Source organism: Hydrogenophaga luteola (assembly GCF_042648585.1).
Lineage (GTDB): Bacteria > Pseudomonadota > Gammaproteobacteria > Burkholderiales > Burkholderiaceae_C > Hydrogenophaga > Hydrogenophaga luteola.
In genome coordinates this window covers 173,217-189,674 of the sequence record NZ_JBHRXX010000001.1, presented here as the reverse complement: position 1 = coordinate 189,674, position 16,458 = coordinate 173,217, and the positions used below count along the sequence as shown (strand labels likewise).

Below are 16,458 nucleotides of genomic sequence, written 5' to 3'. Positions count from 1 at the left end.
GGCGGCTCAGGCCGCGCGTTCGCGCGCCGCATCCTGCGCAAAGTCGGCCGCACCCACGTCCGGCGCCTGCATCCAGAACGGGTAGATCTCGGCGAATGTGGCCCGGATGGCCTCCAGTGGCAGGTCGTCGAACTGCCCGCGCTCGTTCACATACTCCATGTGTCGCTGCCCGGCGCGGTCGTAGGGGTGGTAGAGCGAGTCGTGGATGCCGTCGAACTCCAGCGGCAGCAGGCCGAACTTCTCGCACAGCGACAGGTTGAAGGCCGGTGTGGCCTTGCGCCAGGCGCCGTCCAGCCAGAGCGCGGTATAGCCGTGCCAGGCGAAGACGTCGGTCTTCATGGTCTGGCGCAGCCGCTCGGTGGACATGTGGTTGCGCACGTCGGCAAACCCCAAACGGGCCGGAATGCCCGCTGCGCGCGCCACGGCCGCCAGCGCCACCGCCTTGGGCACACACCAGCCGAATCCTTGCGTCAGCGCCGTGCTCGCCCGCATGCCCGGCGCCGACAGGTCGATGCGGTAGGGGTCGTATCGCAGGCGGTCGCGCACCGCCAGGTACAGCGAGACCGCCCGCGCGCGCTCGGTCTGGCCGATGGCGTGTTCGAGGGCGAAGGCCACCACAGCGGGGTGGTCGCTGTCGATGGCGGCGGTGGGGGCGAGGGCGGCGGTGAGGTCCATGACCGCCTTGTACCAGAGCCTGTTGCGCCAAAGGGTAGCGCTTGTGACGGACCTGGTGACACATCGGATCACCGAAAAGCATTCATTTCATATGCGGTCGTAACCCCCTTCTTTTCTGCCCTATAGGCCTTGGGGTATTTGCCGATAGTGAACAGGACGCCGCGTGTTGTTCGTAGGGGAGGCGGTGCCGCATGCCGTTGGCGTAACAACGGTCCCCCACATCTCAAATAACCAACATGAACAAGAGCATTGGCTTCGGTATCGCCAAGCGGCTGTACCTTATCAGCGGGTTGATTACCGCCGCCTTGATCGCATTGGCGGTGTACGCACATTTCAGCCTCAACGACGCGGCCGCCCAGGCCGACCACACCAAGACCGACCGGGTGCCCCAGCTGCAGGCCATGTCTGAACTGGAACTCAATGTGACCCAGGTGTCGCTGCAAATCCGGCATTCCATCCTGGCGCGCAATCCCCAGGAACTGAACGACACACTGGGCTACATCAGCGACAAGCGCAAGCACATGGACGAGGTGCTGGCTGCTTTCGAAAAGCGCCTGTTTTCTCCAGCAGGCAAAGCCCATTTCACCAAGCTCCCGCCGGCCATGGCCGAGTTCTGGAAGGAGGGTGAAGCCAACATCGCCCTGATCAAGGACGGCAAGAAGGAAGAGGCTTTTGCCTATCTCGTGGACAAAACCATCCCGGCCCGCAACGCGCTGCTGAAGCTGCTTCACGAAGGGCTCGACATTCAGCAAGAGGGTCTGGAGGCCGAGATTGCCGACATTGAAAAGAGCACACAGACCACCGCCCTGGTGCTCACCGCGGTGGCGGGGGTCGTCGCCGTGGCCCTGATGGTCTTTTCCTGGTACGTGGCCCAGCTGCTGCGCCGCCGGGTGCAGGTGACCCAGGAGGTGGCGCAGCGGGTGCGTGACGGTGATCTCACGGTCGCGGTGGTCGACCATGCTCGCGACGAATTCACTCCGTTGCTGGCCGCCATGGGCGAGATGCAGGCTTCGCTCACCCGCGTGGTCAGCAATGTCCGGCAAAGTGCGGACAGCGTGGCCACGGCCAGCGTCCAGATTGCTCAAGGCAACAGTGACCTGTCTTCGCGCACCGAGCAGCAGGCCTCTGCGCTGGAGGAAACCTCTGCGTCCATGGAAGAAATGGGCTCGACCGCCCAGCAGAACGCCGACAACGCGCGCCAGGCCAGCCAACTGGCGTCCAGCGCCAGCGGCGTGGCCATCCAGGGTGGCGAGGTGGTCAACCAGGTGGTGCAGACCATGAAGGAAATCAACGAGAGCAGCCGAAAGATCAGCGACATCATCGGCGTGATCGACGGCATCGCCTTCCAGACCAACATCCTGGCGCTCAACGCGGCGGTGGAAGCGGCGCGCGCCGGCGAACAGGGCCGCGGCTTCGCGGTGGTGGCCGGCGAGGTGCGCAATCTCGCGCAGCGCAGCGCTGAGGCAGCCAAGGAAATCAAGGGTCTGATCAATGCCAGCGTGGAACGCGTCGAACAGGGCACGGCCCTGGTGGACCAGGCCGGCGCGACCATGCAGGAGGTGGTGCAGTCCATCCAGCGCGTGACCGACATCGTGGGCGAGATCAGCAGCGCCAGCCAGGAGCAGAACGCGGGCGTGAACCAGGTCAGCGAAGCGGTGAGCAACATGGACCAGACCACGCAGCAGAACGCGGCGCTGGTGGAAGAAAGTGCGGCGGCTGCGTCGAGCCTGCAGGTTCAGGCCCAGCAGCTGGTGCAGGCGGTGTCGGTGTTCAAGCTGTCACCCTCTTGATTCAAGGAGGTCGAGGCCGCGCCCCGATGTCTCGGGCATGACGCGGTGCACACCAGCGGCGTTTATATGAATTGCACCGCCATTCGGACTCAAGTTCCGAGATTGCGTGGCGAAAAAGCAATCAGCATGGCGTGGCGGCTTGAAGTTCCTGGGCAGAGCCTCTCTTGAGCGGAACAAGCAAACGGTGTGCAGACGCGGGCGCCAAGTTGGCATCGCGGACTGTTGTTGTCAGATCACTTATGTGAAGAAGGATCGATCATGTTTTCGAACTTGAAGGTGGGCATCAAGCTCGCACTGGGATTTGGTTTTGTGGGGCTGCTGATCGCACTGATCGCCGGCATTTCGTGGGTGAAGCTGGAGGGCGCGATTGCGCTGCAGAACAACGCGCTGGAGGACCGGTACCCGAAGACGGTGATGATCGGCGACCTGAAACAGGATGTCACGAAGCAAGGCGTGATCCTGCGCAATGCGCTGCTGGCCACCAACCGCGGGGACAACGCCGGAGTGAACGCCGCATTGGCGCAGCTGCAGGAGAGTTCCGCCGAAGTCGGCAAGGTGTACGACAAGCTGGAAGCCGTGATCAACAACCCCAAGGCCAAGGAGATGCTTGGTCGTATACAAGATCGCCGGGCCGCCTACATCAAGGAGCGCGATGTCATGCTGGCCATGATGCGCGAAGGCAAAAGCGCCGAGGCCGAGCAGCACCTCAACGGCGAGCTGCAGGCCCTGCGCAATGCTTACGACGCTTCGATGCAGGAGTTTTTGGACTTCCAGCGTGACCTGATGGACACCGCGGGCGATGCAGCGCGGGACAGCCTGGCGAGCACTTTGTGGGCCGTGGAGGGTCTGTCGTTGTCGGCGGTGGTGCTGGCGGTCCTGGCCGCCCTGCTGATCACCCGCGCCATCGTGCGCCCGCTCAACGAGGCGGTGGGCATTGCCGACCACATCGCCGCTGGTGACCTGACCCAGAAAATCGAAGTGCAAGGCCGTGATGAAACGGCCCAGCTGCTGACCGCCATGAGCAAGATGCAGCAGGCGCTGCGCGACCTCGTCACCGGCGTGCGCCAGAACGCCGAAGGCGTGGCCACGGCGAGCGCGCAGATCGCCCAGGGCAACCAGGACCTCTCCAGCCGCACCGAGCAGCAGGCCTCGGCGCTGGAAGAAACCAGCGCCTCGATGGAACAAATGGGCTCGACCGCACAGCAGAACGCCGACAACGCCCGCGCCGCCAGCCAGCTGGCCGCCAGCGCCAGCAACGTGGCGGTGCAGGGGGGCGAGGTGGTCAGCCAGGTGGTCTCGACCATGCGCGAGATCCAGCACAGCAGCCAGAAGATCAGCGACATCATCGGCGTGATCGACGGCATCGCCTTCCAGACCAACATCCTGGCACTCAACGCGGCCGTCGAGGCGGCGCGTGCGGGTGAGCAGGGCCGCGGCTTTGCGGTGGTGGCCGGCGAGGTGCGCACGCTGGCGCAGCGCAGCGCCGAAGCGGCCAAGGAAATCAAGCAGCTGATCAACGCCAGCGTCGAGCGCGTCGAGCAGGGCACGACCCTGGTCGACCGGGCCGGTTCCACCATGCAGGAGGTGGTGCAGTCCATCCAGCGCGTGACCGACATCGTGGGCGAGATCAGCAGCGCCAGCCAGGAGCAGAACGCGGGTGTGAACCAGGTCAGCGAAGCGGTGAGCAACATGGACCAGACCACGCAGCAGAACGCGGCGCTGGTGGAAGAAAGTGCCTCCGCCGCCGCCAGCCTGCGCCAGCAGGCCGACCAGCTGGTCAAGGCGGTCAGCGTGTTCCGTGTGCACGGTGGCGAGTCGTCTTCGGCGCCGGCTCCGGTGTCCAAGGCCACCCCGGTGGCGGTGCACAAGCCGGTCGCCGCGCCCAAGCCTGCCGCCACAGCCAAGGCACCGGCGCCCCGCCCCGCCCTGCAGACCCCTGCCAAGGCACAGCGCCCGGCCCCGGCCGCCGAGCCGACCCCTGCCCCCAAGACCGTGACCGCCAGCGCTGGCGCCAGCGACGACTGGGAAAGCTTCTGACCCCACCTTCGAGGACCCCACCATGGACATGCACAAAGACACCAGCCCCACCCAGGGCCGTTCGGTGGCCGGCCAGCCGGCCGTTACCAGCGAGTACCTGACCTTCCGCCTGGGCGCGGAGGAATACGGGATCGACATCCTGCGGGTGCAGGAGATCCGCTCCTACGAGGAGCCCACGCGGATCGCGAACGCGCCGCACTTCATCAAGGGCGTGGTGAACCTGCGCGGGGTGATCGTGCCGGTGGTGGACCTGCGCATCAAGCTGGGCTGCGAGAAGGTCGAATACAACGACTTCACGGTGGTGATCGTGCTTAACGTGCGCGGTCGCGTGGTGGGAGCGGTGGTGGATTCGGTCTCGGATGTGCTGGAGCTGGCCAGCGAGCTGATCAAGCCGGCGCCGGAGATGAACACCACGATGGACACGAGTTTCATCACGGGCATTGCCAGCGTGGGCGAGCGCATGCTGATCCTGATGGACATCGAGGCACTGATGAGCAGCCCCGACATGGGACTGATGGACAGCGGCTCGCAGAGCCTGCAGTAAGCCTGGACCTGCCAGGTTCCGTCCCAGGGCGCCCGTCGGGCGCCCTTTTCTTTGGACCCTTGGTGCATGGTCATACGGTCATTTGCGCGGATCCAGTGGCGCTTTTCCCGCCTTCAGTACCCGGTGGATCGGCCGATAGTTCATGAACCCCTATCTGTATTTCAAGGACGGCCTTCATGGACATGCATTCCCCCTCCACCGCCGCCGGCGATGCCCGACACGTCGCTGGCCAGCAAGGCGCCCACGCCGAGTACCTGACCTTCCGCCTGGGCGCGGAGGAGTACGGGATCGACATCCTGCGGGTGCAGGAGATCCGCTCCTACGAGGAGCCCACACGGATCGCGAACGCGCCGCACTTCATCAAGGGCGTGGTGAACCTGCGCGGGGTGATCGTGCCGGTGGTGGACCTGCGCATCAAGCTGGGCTGCGAGAAGGTCGAATACAACGACTTCACGGTGGTGATCGTGCTCAACGTGCGCGGTCGCGTGGTGGGAGCGGTGGTGGATTCGGTCTCGGACGTGATGGAACTGGCTGGCGAGCTGATCAAGCCGGCGCCGGAGATGAACACGACGATGGACACGAGTTTCATCACGGGCATTGCCAGCGTGGGCGAGCGCATGCTGATCCTGATGGACATCGAGGCACTGATGAGCAGTGCCGACATGGGGCTGATGGACAGCGTCTCGCAGAGCCTGCAGTAAGCCATGAAGACCCCGACCATCAACAACCGTTCGCTGGCACGGCGCGTCGCGCTGCTGGCGGTGGCCATGCTCTCCGGCGTGTTGGTGACGATCAGCGTCGTCATGAGCATGGTGGCCGAAGACCGCTCGCGCGAGCAGATCGTCCAGTGGGTGGGTGACAAGACCCAGTCGGTGGCCGATTCGGTGGACGCCTTCGACGCCACCGCACGCATGATGACCGACCGCGCCTACCGGCCGTTCCGGGCCAAGTTTTCCCAATTCTTCGAGCTGGACGAGGCCGCTGGCCTGATCAAGAGCTGGTCGTTCCGTCTCAACGGCGAAACGGGCGACGTGGACGACTTCAACAAGATGACCGGCGGTGTGGCCACCGTGTTCATGCGCAAGGGCGAGGACTTCGAGCGGGTGACCACCTCGCTCAAGAAGGAAAACGGTGAGCGCGCCGTCGGCACCCTGCTGGCGCGCGACCACCCGGCCTACCCGCTGATGCTCAAGGGTGAGAACTACACCGGTCGCGCGGTGCTGTTCGGCAAGCCTTACATGACGCACTACGAGGCACTGAAGGACCATACCGGCAAGGTGGTGGGCATCCTGTTCATCGGCTTCGATCTCTCGGACTTCCAGACCGCGCTGCAGAAGCTGGTGAGCGAAGCCCGCTTCTTCGAGAGCGGCTCCACCGTGATCATCGATCCGCGCAAGAGCGATGCGGACGCGGTGTTTGTCGTGCACCCCACGGCGGCGGGCAAGAAGGTGCTGGAGGTGTACCCCTCGGCCGGGCCGCTGCTGGCCAGCCTGCGGGCCACGCCCGATGCGTTCGTGGAGGACACCACGCCACTGGTCGCGAACGAGCTGTCCAGCCCCTGGGTGGTCAAGCGCTCCACCAAGGCCGGTGGCTGGTGGGTGGTGGCCGAGGTGTCGGACGACGAGGCCATGGCGGCGCACTGGTCCACCATGTACGCCTTCTGGGGCCTGCTGGCGGCGGCCACCGCCCTGCTGGGCCTGGGTCTGTACTGGCTGGTCCGGCGCAACGTCACCCGTCCGCTGGGCGATCTGACCGTCGCGGTCACGGCCGTCGCCCAGGGCGACCTGAGCCAGCGCTTCGCCACCGACCGCAGCGACGAAATCGGGCGCCTGGTGCTGGAGGTGGAAGACATGCGCCAGCGCTTTGTCGGCATGCTCGGCGCGCTGCGCACAGCCAGCGACAGCATCGGCACGGCCAGTGCGGAGATCGCCTCGGGCAACCAGGATCTCTCCAGCCGAACCGAGCAGGCGGCCAGCAACCTGCAGCAGACCGCGGCCTCCATGGAGCAGCTGACCAGCACCGTGCGCAACAGCGCCGACGCGGCACGCCAGGCCAACCAGCTGGCCGCCAGTGCGTCCGAGATCGCGGTGCGTGGTGGCCAGGTGGTGGACCAGGTGGTGCACACCATGCAGGAGATTCACCAGAGCAGCCAGAAGATCAACGACATCATCGGCGTGATCGACGGCATCGCCTTCCAGACCAACATCCTGGCGCTCAACGCCGCAGTGGAAGCGGCGCGCGCGGGTGAACAGGGCCGCGGCTTTGCGGTGGTGGCGGCCGAGGTGCGCAGCCTGGCGCAACGCAGCGCCGAGGCGGCCAAGGAAATCAAGGGCCTGATCAGCGCCAGCGTGGACAAGGTCGAGACCGGCAGCCGCCTGGTGGGCGATGCGGGTCAGACCATGGGCGAGGTGGTGGGTTCGATCCGCCGCGTGACCGACATCGTCGGCGAGATCAGCGCGGCCGCGGGCGAACAGAGCGATGGCATCGGCCAGGTGAACGTGGCGGTGACGCAGCTGGACCAGATGACGCAGCAGAACGCGGCGCTGGTGGAAGAGAGCGCGGCTGCCGCCGAGAGCCTGAAGGACCAGGCCGCCCGCCTGGCGCAGGTCGTGGCGACGTTCCGCACCGAATCCTGAACCTGCTTTCACTGGTTGAACCGACATGACACTCAACAACCTCAAGATCGGCCAGCGACTGGGCCTGGGCTTCAGCCTGCTGGTGGGCCTGCTGGTCGCGATCACGGTCACTGCCTTGTTGCGGCTCCAGGATTCGGCGGCGCAGACGCGCGCGATGATGGATGTGCCACTGACCAAGGAGCGCGCGGTCAGCGACTGGTACGCCAACGTCAACGCAGGCGTGCGCCGCACGGGGGCGATCGCGCGCAGCGCCGACCCCTCGCTGGTGGAGTTCTTTGCCGACGACGTGAAGGAGGCGAGCAAGATCTCCAGCACGCTGCAGAAGCAGATCGAAGGACTACTGTCCAACGACCGCGAGCGCGAGGTGTTTGCCAAGCTCGCGCAGTCCCGGGCCACTTTCATCCGCGTGCGCGACGAAATCACCGCGCTCAAGAAGGAGGGTCAGGCCGAACAGGCGCTGGCCAAGCTGAATGGCGAATTCCGTCCTGCCGCGGATGCGTATCTGGCGGGCATGCTGTCCCTTCAGGCGCTGCAGCGCGAAGAGATCGATCGCCTGTCGGCCGAGCTGCGTGAAAAGAACGACAGCAGCGCCTTCTGGCTCACTGTGCTGGGCGTGCTGGCCGGTCTGGTCGGTGCGGCGGCGGCGTGGGTGATCTCGCGCAGCATCACCACGCCCCTTGCCATGGCGGTGGCCGTGGCCCAGCGCATCGCCGGCAACGACCTCACTCAGCGCATCGAGACCCATCGCAAGGACGAGCTGGGTGACCTGCTCAATGCCCTGGGCACCATGACCCACTCGCTGGCCCGGACGGTGGGGCAGGTGCGCAGCGCGACCGATTCCATCAACACCGCATCCAGTGAAATCGCCGCCGGCAACCAGGACCTGAGCGCCCGCACCGAGCACGCGGCCAGCAACCTGCAGCAGACGGCCGCTTCCATGGAAGAGCTGACCAGCACGGTGCGCAACAGCGCCGACGCGGCGCGCCAGGCCAACCAGCTGGCCTCCAGCGCGTCCGAGGTGGCCGCACGCGGTGGCCAGGTGGTCTCGCAGGTGGTGTCCACCATGCAGGAGATCCACCACAGCAGCCAGAAGATCAACGACATCATCGGCGTGATCGACGGCATCGCCTTCCAGACCAACATCCTGGCGCTCAACGCGGCCGTCGAGGCGGCGCGTGCGGGTGAACAGGGCCGTGGCTTTGCGGTGGTGGCGGCCGAGGTGCGCAACCTGGCGCAGCGCAGCGCCGAGGCGGCCAAGGAAATCAAGGGCCTGATCAGCGCCAGCGTGGACCGCGTGGACGCGGGCAGCCGCCTGGTGGGCGAAGCTGGCCAGACCATGGACGAGGTGGTGGGCTCGATCCGCCGCGTGACCGACATCGTCGGCGAGATCAGCGCGGCCGCAGGCGAGCAGAGCGATGGCATTGGCCAGGTCAACACCGCGGTCAACCAGCTCGACCAGATGACACAACAGAACGCGGCGCTCGTGGAAGAGAGCGCAGCCGCCGCGCAAAGCCTCAGGGAGCAGGCCAATCGATTGGCTCAGGTGGTGGCGACGTTCCGCACCGAGGGTACGACCCACGCGTAACCGCGCCACCGACCACAACCCACGAAATAAAAGACATGAAATTCAACAACCTCAAGATTGGCCAGCGATTGGGCCTGGGCTTTGGCGCCGTTCTGTTGCTGCTGCTGCTGCTGACAACCGTGGCGTTCAACGCCGTGACCTCCGCGACCGCGGGACAGAAGCGCCTGCTCGAAATGAACCGTGTGGTGCAGCTCGCCGACGAGTGGGTGGCCAGCACGCAGCTGAACGTCAACCGCGTGATGGCGATGGCCAAGTCCGCCAACCACCCCGAGGTGGAGAGCTACTTCAAGCCGCTGATGGCCGAGACCACCGAGCGCATCAACACGCTGCAGAAAGATCTGGAGGTGGCGATCGAGTCCGAGCAGGGCAAGACCCTGCTGGCCGACATTGGCGCGCGGCGCAAGGAGTACATCGAGGTGCGCAAGACGTACTTCGATGCGCTCAAAGCCGCAGACCCGGCCGCCACGGCCATGCTGACCGAGAAGCTGCTGCCCGCGGCACAGCGCTACATCGGCACCATGCAGCAGCTGCAGAAGCACAAGCACGCGCTGGTGGCCCAGGAAGTGGAGCAGTCCAGCGCTGCGCTGTCCAGCCAGATGGGCTTCATCGTCGTCCTCTCCTGCGCTGCCCTGGCGGTGGGCGTGCTGGTGGCCTGGCGAGCGGCCCGCTCGGTGTCGGTGCCGGTGGCCGGCGCAGTGCGCGCCGCGCGGGCGGTGGCCGATGGCGACCTGACCCAGCCGCTGGTCGTGGACCGGGGCGACGAGCTCGGCCAGCTGCAACAGGCCCTGGCCGACATGAAGACCTCGCTGGTGTCCACCGTGTCGCAGGTGCGTGACGCCAGCGACAGCATCAACGTGGCCTCGCGCGAGATCGTCTCCGGCAACCACGACCTGAGCGCCCGCACCGAACAGGCGGCCAGCAACCTGCAGCAGACGGCCGCTTCCATGGAAGAGCTGACCAGCACGGTGCGCAACAGCGCCGACGCGGCGCGCCAGGCCAACCAGCTGGCCTCCAGCGCGTCCGAGGTGGCCGCACGCGGTGGCCAGGTGGTCTCGCAGGTGGTGTCCACCATGCAGGAGATCCACCACAGCAGCCAGAAGATCAACGACATCATCGGCGTGATCGACGGCATCGCCTTCCAGACCAACATCCTGGCGCTCAACGCGGCCGTCGAGGCGGCGCGTGCGGGTGAACAAGGCCGTGGCTTTGCGGTGGTGGCGGCCGAGGTGCGCAACCTGGCGCAGCGCAGCGCCGAGGCGGCCAAGGAAATCAAAGGCCTGATCAGCGCCAGTGTGGACCGCGTGGACGCGGGCAGCCGCCTGGTGGGCGAAGCTGGCCAGACCATGGACGAGGTGGTGGGCTCGATCCGCCGCGTGACCGACATCGTCGGTGAGATCAGCGCGGCCGCAGGCGAGCAGAGCGATGGCATTGGCCAGGTCAACACCGCGGTCAACCAGCTCGACCAGATGACACAACAGAACGCGGCGCTCGTGGAAGAGAGCGCAGCCGCCGCCGAGAGCCTGAAGGACCAGGCCGCCCGGCTGGCACAGGTCGTCCAGGTCTTCAAGGTCTGACGGTCTTCCAACCAACCCAGGTTTCCCCACCCACCCCACAGGAGATTCATCATGAGCTTTACCCGAACCCTTTTCGCCGTCGCAGCCACCGCCACCCTGGCTGCGGCCTCCCTGTCTGCCCACGCCGCGGCCACGCCCGACGACGCCACCGCCATGGTCAAGAAGGGCATCACCTTCATCAAGGCCAACGGCAAGGACAAGGGCTACGCAGAGATCAGCAGCAAAACCAGCCAGTTCAAGAAGGAAGACCTGTACCTCGTGGTCTACGGCCTGGACGGCACGGTGCACGCCCACGGCGCCAACGAAAAGATGATTGGCAAGAACCTGATCGACCTCAAAGACATCGACGGCAAGCCCTTCGTGAAGGAGCGCGTCGAACTGGCCAAGAGCAAAGGCACCTTCTGGCAGGACTACAAGTTCACCAACCCCGAGACCAAGAAGATTGAACCCAAGCAGATGTACTGCGAAAAACTGGACGAGACCGTGGTCTGCGGCGGGGTCTACAAGTAATTCCAACGGCCCGCACCAGGGCCTCGAACGTCGGTCTCTTCGGCAAGGACATCTCATGAAGCTCAGTCACAAACTCCTGCTGGCGCCCGTGGTCACTGCGGTTGTCGTATTGGCCACAGGTCAGATTGATTCGTGGCTGCTCGGCCGCTCCGGCGACGCGGCGGTCGCTTCCTTCGAGGAGCACATTGGCGAGGTCCGTTCGCTCGGTGGTCTGCAGTCCGATGTGAACCTGGCGCATGTCGAGGTCTACCGGATGATGACCATCATCGGGTCGTTGGACGAGGCCACGATCCAGGCCAAGCGCAAGGAGCTGGCGGGGCGCAGTTCGGGCGTGCTGACGCAGCTGGACCAGCAGATCGCCGCTGAGCCCGAGGGCAGCCTCCAACGCCAGGGCATGGTCGAGGCGCGCCGTCAGCTGGCCGAGTACTTCAAGAAGACCGATGCGGCGATCGATCTCGCGTCGGTCGACCCCAACACCGGTGTCGCGGCCATGCAAGGCGCCGACGAGGCCTACAGCGCTCTGACCAAGGCACTCACGTCCACCCAGGCCAGTCTGGTGGAGCACGCGACAGAAGACGCGCACGCCAAGGCCGACGAAGCCAACCGCATGCACTGGCTGCTGAGCCTGGTGTCTCTGTTGGCCGCTGCGGCCGTGGTGGCTTTGTTCTGGGGGGTGCTGCGAAAGGTGGCGCTGTCGCTGGAGCAGGCTTCGCGTGTCGCTCGCGCTGTGGCTGGAGGGGATCTGACCCAGACGGTGGACACCAGTCGCAAGGACGAGCTGGGCGACCTGCTCAAAGCCCTGGCGAGCATGAAGGATTCGTTGCTGAGCACCGTGGTGCAGGTGCGCACGGCCAGCAGCAGCATTGGCACGGCCAGCGCCGAGATCGCTTCGGGCAACCAGGACCTCTCCAGCCGAACCGAGCAGGCGGCCAGCAACCTGCAGCAGACCGCGGCCTCGATGGAGCAGCTGACAGGCACGGTCAAGAACAGCGCCGACGCGGCGCGCCAGGCCAACCAGCTGGCGGCCAACGCTTCTGAAATCGCGGTGCGCGGTGGTCAGGTGGTCAGCCAGGTGGTCTCGACCATGGACGAGATCAACCACTCATCCAAGAAGATCAGCGACATCATCGGCGTGATCGATGGCATCGCCTTCCAGACCAACATCCTGGCGCTCAACGCGGCCGTCGAAGCCGCGCGGGCCGGAGAGCAGGGCCGAGGCTTTGCGGTGGTGGCGGCCGAGGTGCGCAGCCTGGCGCAGCGCAGCGCGGAAGCGGCGCGCGAGATCAAGGGATTGATCGGCACCAGTGTGGACAAGGTCGAGACGGGTACGCGCCTGGTGGGCGATGCGGGCCAGACCATGGGCGAGATCGTGGCCAGCGTGCAGCGGGTGACCGACATCATCGGCGAGATCACGGCGGCTTCAGGCGAGCAGAGCGACGGCATCAGCCAGGTGAACGTGGCGGTGACGCAGCTGGACCAGATGACGCAGCAGAACGCGGCGCTGGTGGAAGAGAGCGCCGCCGCCGCTGAGAGCCTGAAGGACCAGGCCGCTCGCCTGGCCCAGGTCGTGGCGACCTTCAAGGTCGACGGCTCCTCCCACGCAGTTACACCCTTCTCACCCCTTGAGGCAGTTCCAGCGGCCCCTGTGGCCCAGGCCGCCGTTGCCCCTGTGCCGGTTCCCCGGACCACGGCGCCGGTTCCATCGCTGGACAAGGCGCCACCCAAGTTGGCAACCGCGAACCGTGTGGCGCGTGCGCAGCCACCCAAGTTCCCGGTCGCGACACCGCCGGCCACTGATGCCCGGGCGCCCGCGCCCGCCTCGGCACCCTCTGTCCGGGTGGTGGCCAGCGCCAGCACCGAGGGCGACTGGGAAAGTTTCTGAAACCATCTCCAACCATTGCGGCGAGTCTCATCATGTGGATCCGGTCTTTCATGCGTCACTTTTCCATCCGTTTCCGAATGATCGGCGCCATCGGTGTCGTGCTGGTCCTGCTGCTCACGGTAGGCAGCGCGGGCCTGTGGGGCATGCAGCGCCAGCAGGCACTGAGTCAGGAATTTGTCGATCACGCCTTTCATGAAACCGTCGAGCTGTCGAAGCTGCGACTGGCCATGGCGGACCTCAGCCGCCACGAGAAGGACATGGTGATTCACTACGAGTCGCCCGAGCAGCTGTCGCTGGCGAACATGAAGTGGGAGAAGACCCGCGACGAAATCGCCAAGCTGATGCAGGCTCTTCAGGAAGGCGAGGCCGACGAGGACAACGCGGTGTTGCAGCAGATGAGCGCCAAGCTCAAGGACTACTCGGCGGCGGTCGAACCCACGGTGACCAACATCAAGGCAGGGGGCTATGACAGCGCCACCGTGGCCAACCGCATGCTGGCGCGCGCCCACGACCGCTATGCCGACCTGCTGGTCGACATGAAGAAGATCGAAGCCATCATCGCCTCAGAAGCGGCGGCAGTGAAAGCCGAAGAGGTTGCCGCCTCGCAGCAGACGATGCTGCTGTTCGGCATCGCGGTGGCTGTGGCGGTGCTGGTGGTGGTGCCAACCACGCTGGCCAACATGCAGAGCATCTGTCGCCCGCTGGACCAGGCGCAGCAACTGGCCATGGCCATCACGCGCGGCGACCTGACCCAGCCGGTCAAGGTGGAGGGCAAGGACGAACTCACGCGGCTGATGTCGGCGCTGGGCGACATGCAGGCGTCGCTCGCACGCATCGTCAGCCAGGTGCGCCTGACCACCGACAGCATTGGCGTGGCCAGCGCAGAGATCGCCTCGGGCAACCAGGACCTGTCCAGCCGCACCGAGCAGGCCGCCTCCAGCCTGCAGCAGACCGCCAGCAGCATTGACCAGATCACCAGTACCGTGCAGCAGAGCGCCGAGTCGGCGCGCCAGGCCAGCGAGATGGCCCGGGCCAACGCGGCGGTGGCGGCGCGCGGCGGCGAGGTGGTGGGCGAGGTGGTGGCGACCATGCAGGAGATCAACCACCGCAGCCAGAAGATCGGCGACATCATCGGCGTGATCGATGGCATCGCCTTCCAGACCAACATCCTGGCGCTCAACGCAGCCGTCGAGGCGGCGCGCGCGGGCGAGCAGGGCCGCGGCTTTGCCGTGGTGGCTGGCGAGGTGCGCAGCCTGGCGCAGCGCAGCGCCGAGGCGGCCCGGGAGATCAAGGGCCTGATCGGCGCCAGCGTCGAGAAGGTCGAGGCCGGCACGCGCCAGGTCACCGAGGCCGGCGCCACCATCGGCGAGATCGTGGCGAACGCACAGAAGATTTCCGATTTGATCGGCCACATCACCACGGCGGCCAACGAGCAGAGCCAGGGCATCGGTCAGGTCAACGGCGCGGTGGGGCAGCTCGACCAGATGACGCAGCAGAACGCGGCGCTGGTGGAAGAGAGCGCCGCCGCGGCCCAGAGCCTGCAGGACCAGGCGCAGAAGCTGGCCGGCGTGGTGGCCACCTTCCGTCTGTCGGCCTGAGCGCGGTCAGAACAAAGCGTTTTCAGGGAGTGTGAAATGTTGAATCAGATGAGTCTTCGCGGCCGCATCGTGCTGCTGGTGGTGGTCGCGGTGCTGGGCATCGCGGTCATGGGGGTGCTGTCCGTGGCGCAGGCCAAGCGTCAGCTGACCGATGCCCGCCATGGGCAGCTCGTGACGGCGGTCGAATCGGCCCATTCGATCGTCGAGGGCTTCCATGCGCTGGAGAAATCCGGCAAGCTCGACACCGCGGCCGCGCAGGCAGCGGCCAAGGCCGCGGTCGCGCATGCGCGCTACGGCAAGGATGGCAAGGAGTACCTCTACATCTGGTCGCTCGACGGCGTTGGTGTGATGCACCCGATCAAGCCGGAGTGGCAGGGCCAGAACATGATCGGGAAGGTCAAGGACGGTGCGGGTGTGGACATCATCGCCGCCCTGGTCGACGGCATGCGCCAGAGCACCGACGGCCGGGCCTTTGTGCCCACCAACTTCCCGCGCCCGGGCGACACGAAGCCGGTGCCCAAGCTCCAGTACGTGATGAAGGTCGACGGCTGGAACTGGATGGTGGGCTCGGGTCTGTACACCGACGATCTGGACGCCATGGTGTGGCGCATCCTGGCGGAGGATGGTGTGCTGGTGGCGGCGGGGCTGCTGCTGATTGGCGGCATCGGTTGGCTGACGCTGCGCAGCGTGATGCGCCAGATCGGTGGCGAGCCGGCGCAGGCGGTGTCGGCGATGCGCTCGGTGGCCGGCGGTGATCTGACCGTGACACTGCCCGGTGTGCCCGCTGGCAGCCTGCTCGCGGCGCTGGCCGACATGATCGCCTCGCTGCGAGGCACCGTGGGCCAGGTGCGCACGGCGACCGACAGCATCAACACCGCCAGCACCGAGATCGCCTCCGGCAACCAGGACCTGTCCAGCCGCACCGAGCACACGGCCAGCAACCTGCAGGAAACCGCGGCCAGCATGGAAGAGCTGACCGGCACCGTGCGGCAGAGCGCCGAGTCGGCGCGCACGGCGACGCAACTGGCCGAGGCCGCTGCGGGCACCGCGCGCCGCGGCGGTACCGTGGTGGGCGAGGTGGTGCACACCATGCGCGAGATCAACGAGAGCAGCCGCAAGATCAACGACATCATCGGCGTGATCGACGGCATCGCCTTCCAGACCAACATCCTGGCGCTCAACGCAGCGGTGGAAGCCGCGCGTGCCGGCGAGCAAGGGCGTGGCTTTGCCGTGGTGGCTGGCGAGGTGCGCGGCCTGGCGCAGCGCAGCGCCGAGGCGGCCAAAGAGATCAAGGGCCTGATCGGCACCAGCGTGGACCGTGTGGAAGCGGGCACGCGCCTGGTCAGCGAGGCGGGCCAGACCATGGACGAGATCGTGGCCAGCGTGCAGCGTGTGACCGACGTCATCAGCGAGATCGGTGCCGCCACGGGCGAGCAGAGCCAGGGCATTGCCCAGGTTGGCTCGGCGGTGGCCCAGCTGGACCAGATGACGCAGCAAAACGCCGCGCTGGTGGAAGAGAGCGCCGCCGCGGCCCAGAGCCTGCGGGACCAGGCGCAGCGGCTGGCCGGCGTGGTCGCCACCTTCCGCCTGTCGGCCTGAGCGCGGTTTTCGGAAGCCCCGGCCGCCC

12 protein-coding genes are annotated in these 16,458 nt (G+C 66.3%); 11 read left to right on the top strand and 1 reads right to left on the bottom strand.

Annotated elements, in window-relative coordinates; genetic code table 11:
• Window positions 1-6: 6 nt before the first annotated feature.
• Window positions 7-675 carry a transglutaminase domain-containing protein gene (locus ACFOPI_RS00825; protein WP_382169801.1) on the bottom strand — a complete coding sequence of 223 codons (669 nt, stop codon included), beginning with the start codon at window positions 673-675 and terminating at the stop codon, window positions 7-9.
• 236 nt (window positions 676-911) lie between these two features.
• Here ACFOPI_RS00825 and ACFOPI_RS00820 point away from each other — a divergent pair, with 236 nt between their 5' ends.
• The 11 genes from ACFOPI_RS00820 (at window position 912) to ACFOPI_RS00770 (ending at window position 16,430) form a co-directional block, all read left to right on the top strand.
• A complete protein-coding gene (locus ACFOPI_RS00820) occupies window positions 912-2,465 on the top strand; it encodes a methyl-accepting chemotaxis protein (protein ID WP_382169799.1) in 1,554 nt (517 codons plus the stop codon).
• Window positions 2,466-2,723: 258 nt separating this feature from the next.
• Entirely contained in the window at window positions 2,724-4,502 is a 1,779-nt protein-coding gene (locus ACFOPI_RS00815; RefSeq protein ID WP_382169797.1) for a methyl-accepting chemotaxis protein, read from the top strand.
• A gap of 22 nt (window positions 4,503-4,524) precedes the next feature.
• Window positions 4,525-5,046 carry a chemotaxis protein CheW gene (locus ACFOPI_RS00810; protein WP_382169795.1) on the top strand — a complete coding sequence of 174 codons (522 nt, stop codon included), beginning with the start codon at window positions 4,525-4,527 and terminating at the stop codon, window positions 5,044-5,046.
• A 182-nt stretch (window positions 5,047-5,228) separates the two neighbouring features.
• Complete coding sequence (locus ACFOPI_RS00805; protein ID WP_382170922.1) at window positions 5,229-5,747, top strand: chemotaxis protein CheW; 519 nt, start codon at window positions 5,229-5,231, stop codon at window positions 5,745-5,747.
• Window positions 5,748-5,750: 3 nt separating this feature from the next.
• Window positions 5,751-7,682 (top strand): methyl-accepting chemotaxis protein, encoded by a 1,932-nt coding sequence (locus ACFOPI_RS00800; protein ID WP_382169793.1) that lies wholly within the window; start codon window positions 5,751-5,753, stop codon window positions 7,680-7,682.
• 25 nt (window positions 7,683-7,707) lie between these two features.
• On the top strand, window positions 7,708-9,267 hold the full coding sequence (locus tag ACFOPI_RS00795) for a methyl-accepting chemotaxis protein (protein WP_382169791.1): 1,560 nt from the start codon (window positions 7,708-7,710) through the stop codon (window positions 9,265-9,267).
• Between the two features lie 35 nt (window positions 9,268-9,302).
• Entirely contained in the window at window positions 9,303-10,841 is a 1,539-nt protein-coding gene (locus tag ACFOPI_RS00790; protein WP_382169789.1) for a methyl-accepting chemotaxis protein, read from the top strand.
• A 51-nt stretch (window positions 10,842-10,892) separates the two neighbouring features.
• Window positions 10,893-11,351 carry a cache domain-containing protein gene (locus ACFOPI_RS00785; protein ID WP_382169787.1) on the top strand — a complete coding sequence of 153 codons (459 nt, stop codon included), beginning with the start codon at window positions 10,893-10,895 and terminating at the stop codon, window positions 11,349-11,351.
• A gap of 55 nt (window positions 11,352-11,406) precedes the next feature.
• The gene (locus tag ACFOPI_RS00780) at window positions 11,407-13,233 is read left to right on the top strand and encodes a methyl-accepting chemotaxis protein (protein WP_382169785.1); all 1,827 of its coding nucleotides are present in this window, start codon (window positions 11,407-11,409) and stop codon (window positions 13,231-13,233) included.
• A 50-nt stretch (window positions 13,234-13,283) separates the two neighbouring features.
• Window positions 13,284-14,831 carry a methyl-accepting chemotaxis protein gene (locus ACFOPI_RS00775; protein WP_382169783.1) on the top strand — a complete coding sequence of 516 codons (1,548 nt, stop codon included), beginning with the start codon at window positions 13,284-13,286 and terminating at the stop codon, window positions 14,829-14,831.
• A gap of 48 nt (window positions 14,832-14,879) precedes the next feature.
• Window positions 14,880-16,430, top strand: coding sequence for a methyl-accepting chemotaxis protein (locus ACFOPI_RS00770; protein ID WP_382169782.1), 1,551 nt, complete (start codon window positions 14,880-14,882; stop codon window positions 16,428-16,430).
• Window positions 16,431-16,458 lie beyond the last annotated feature (28 nt).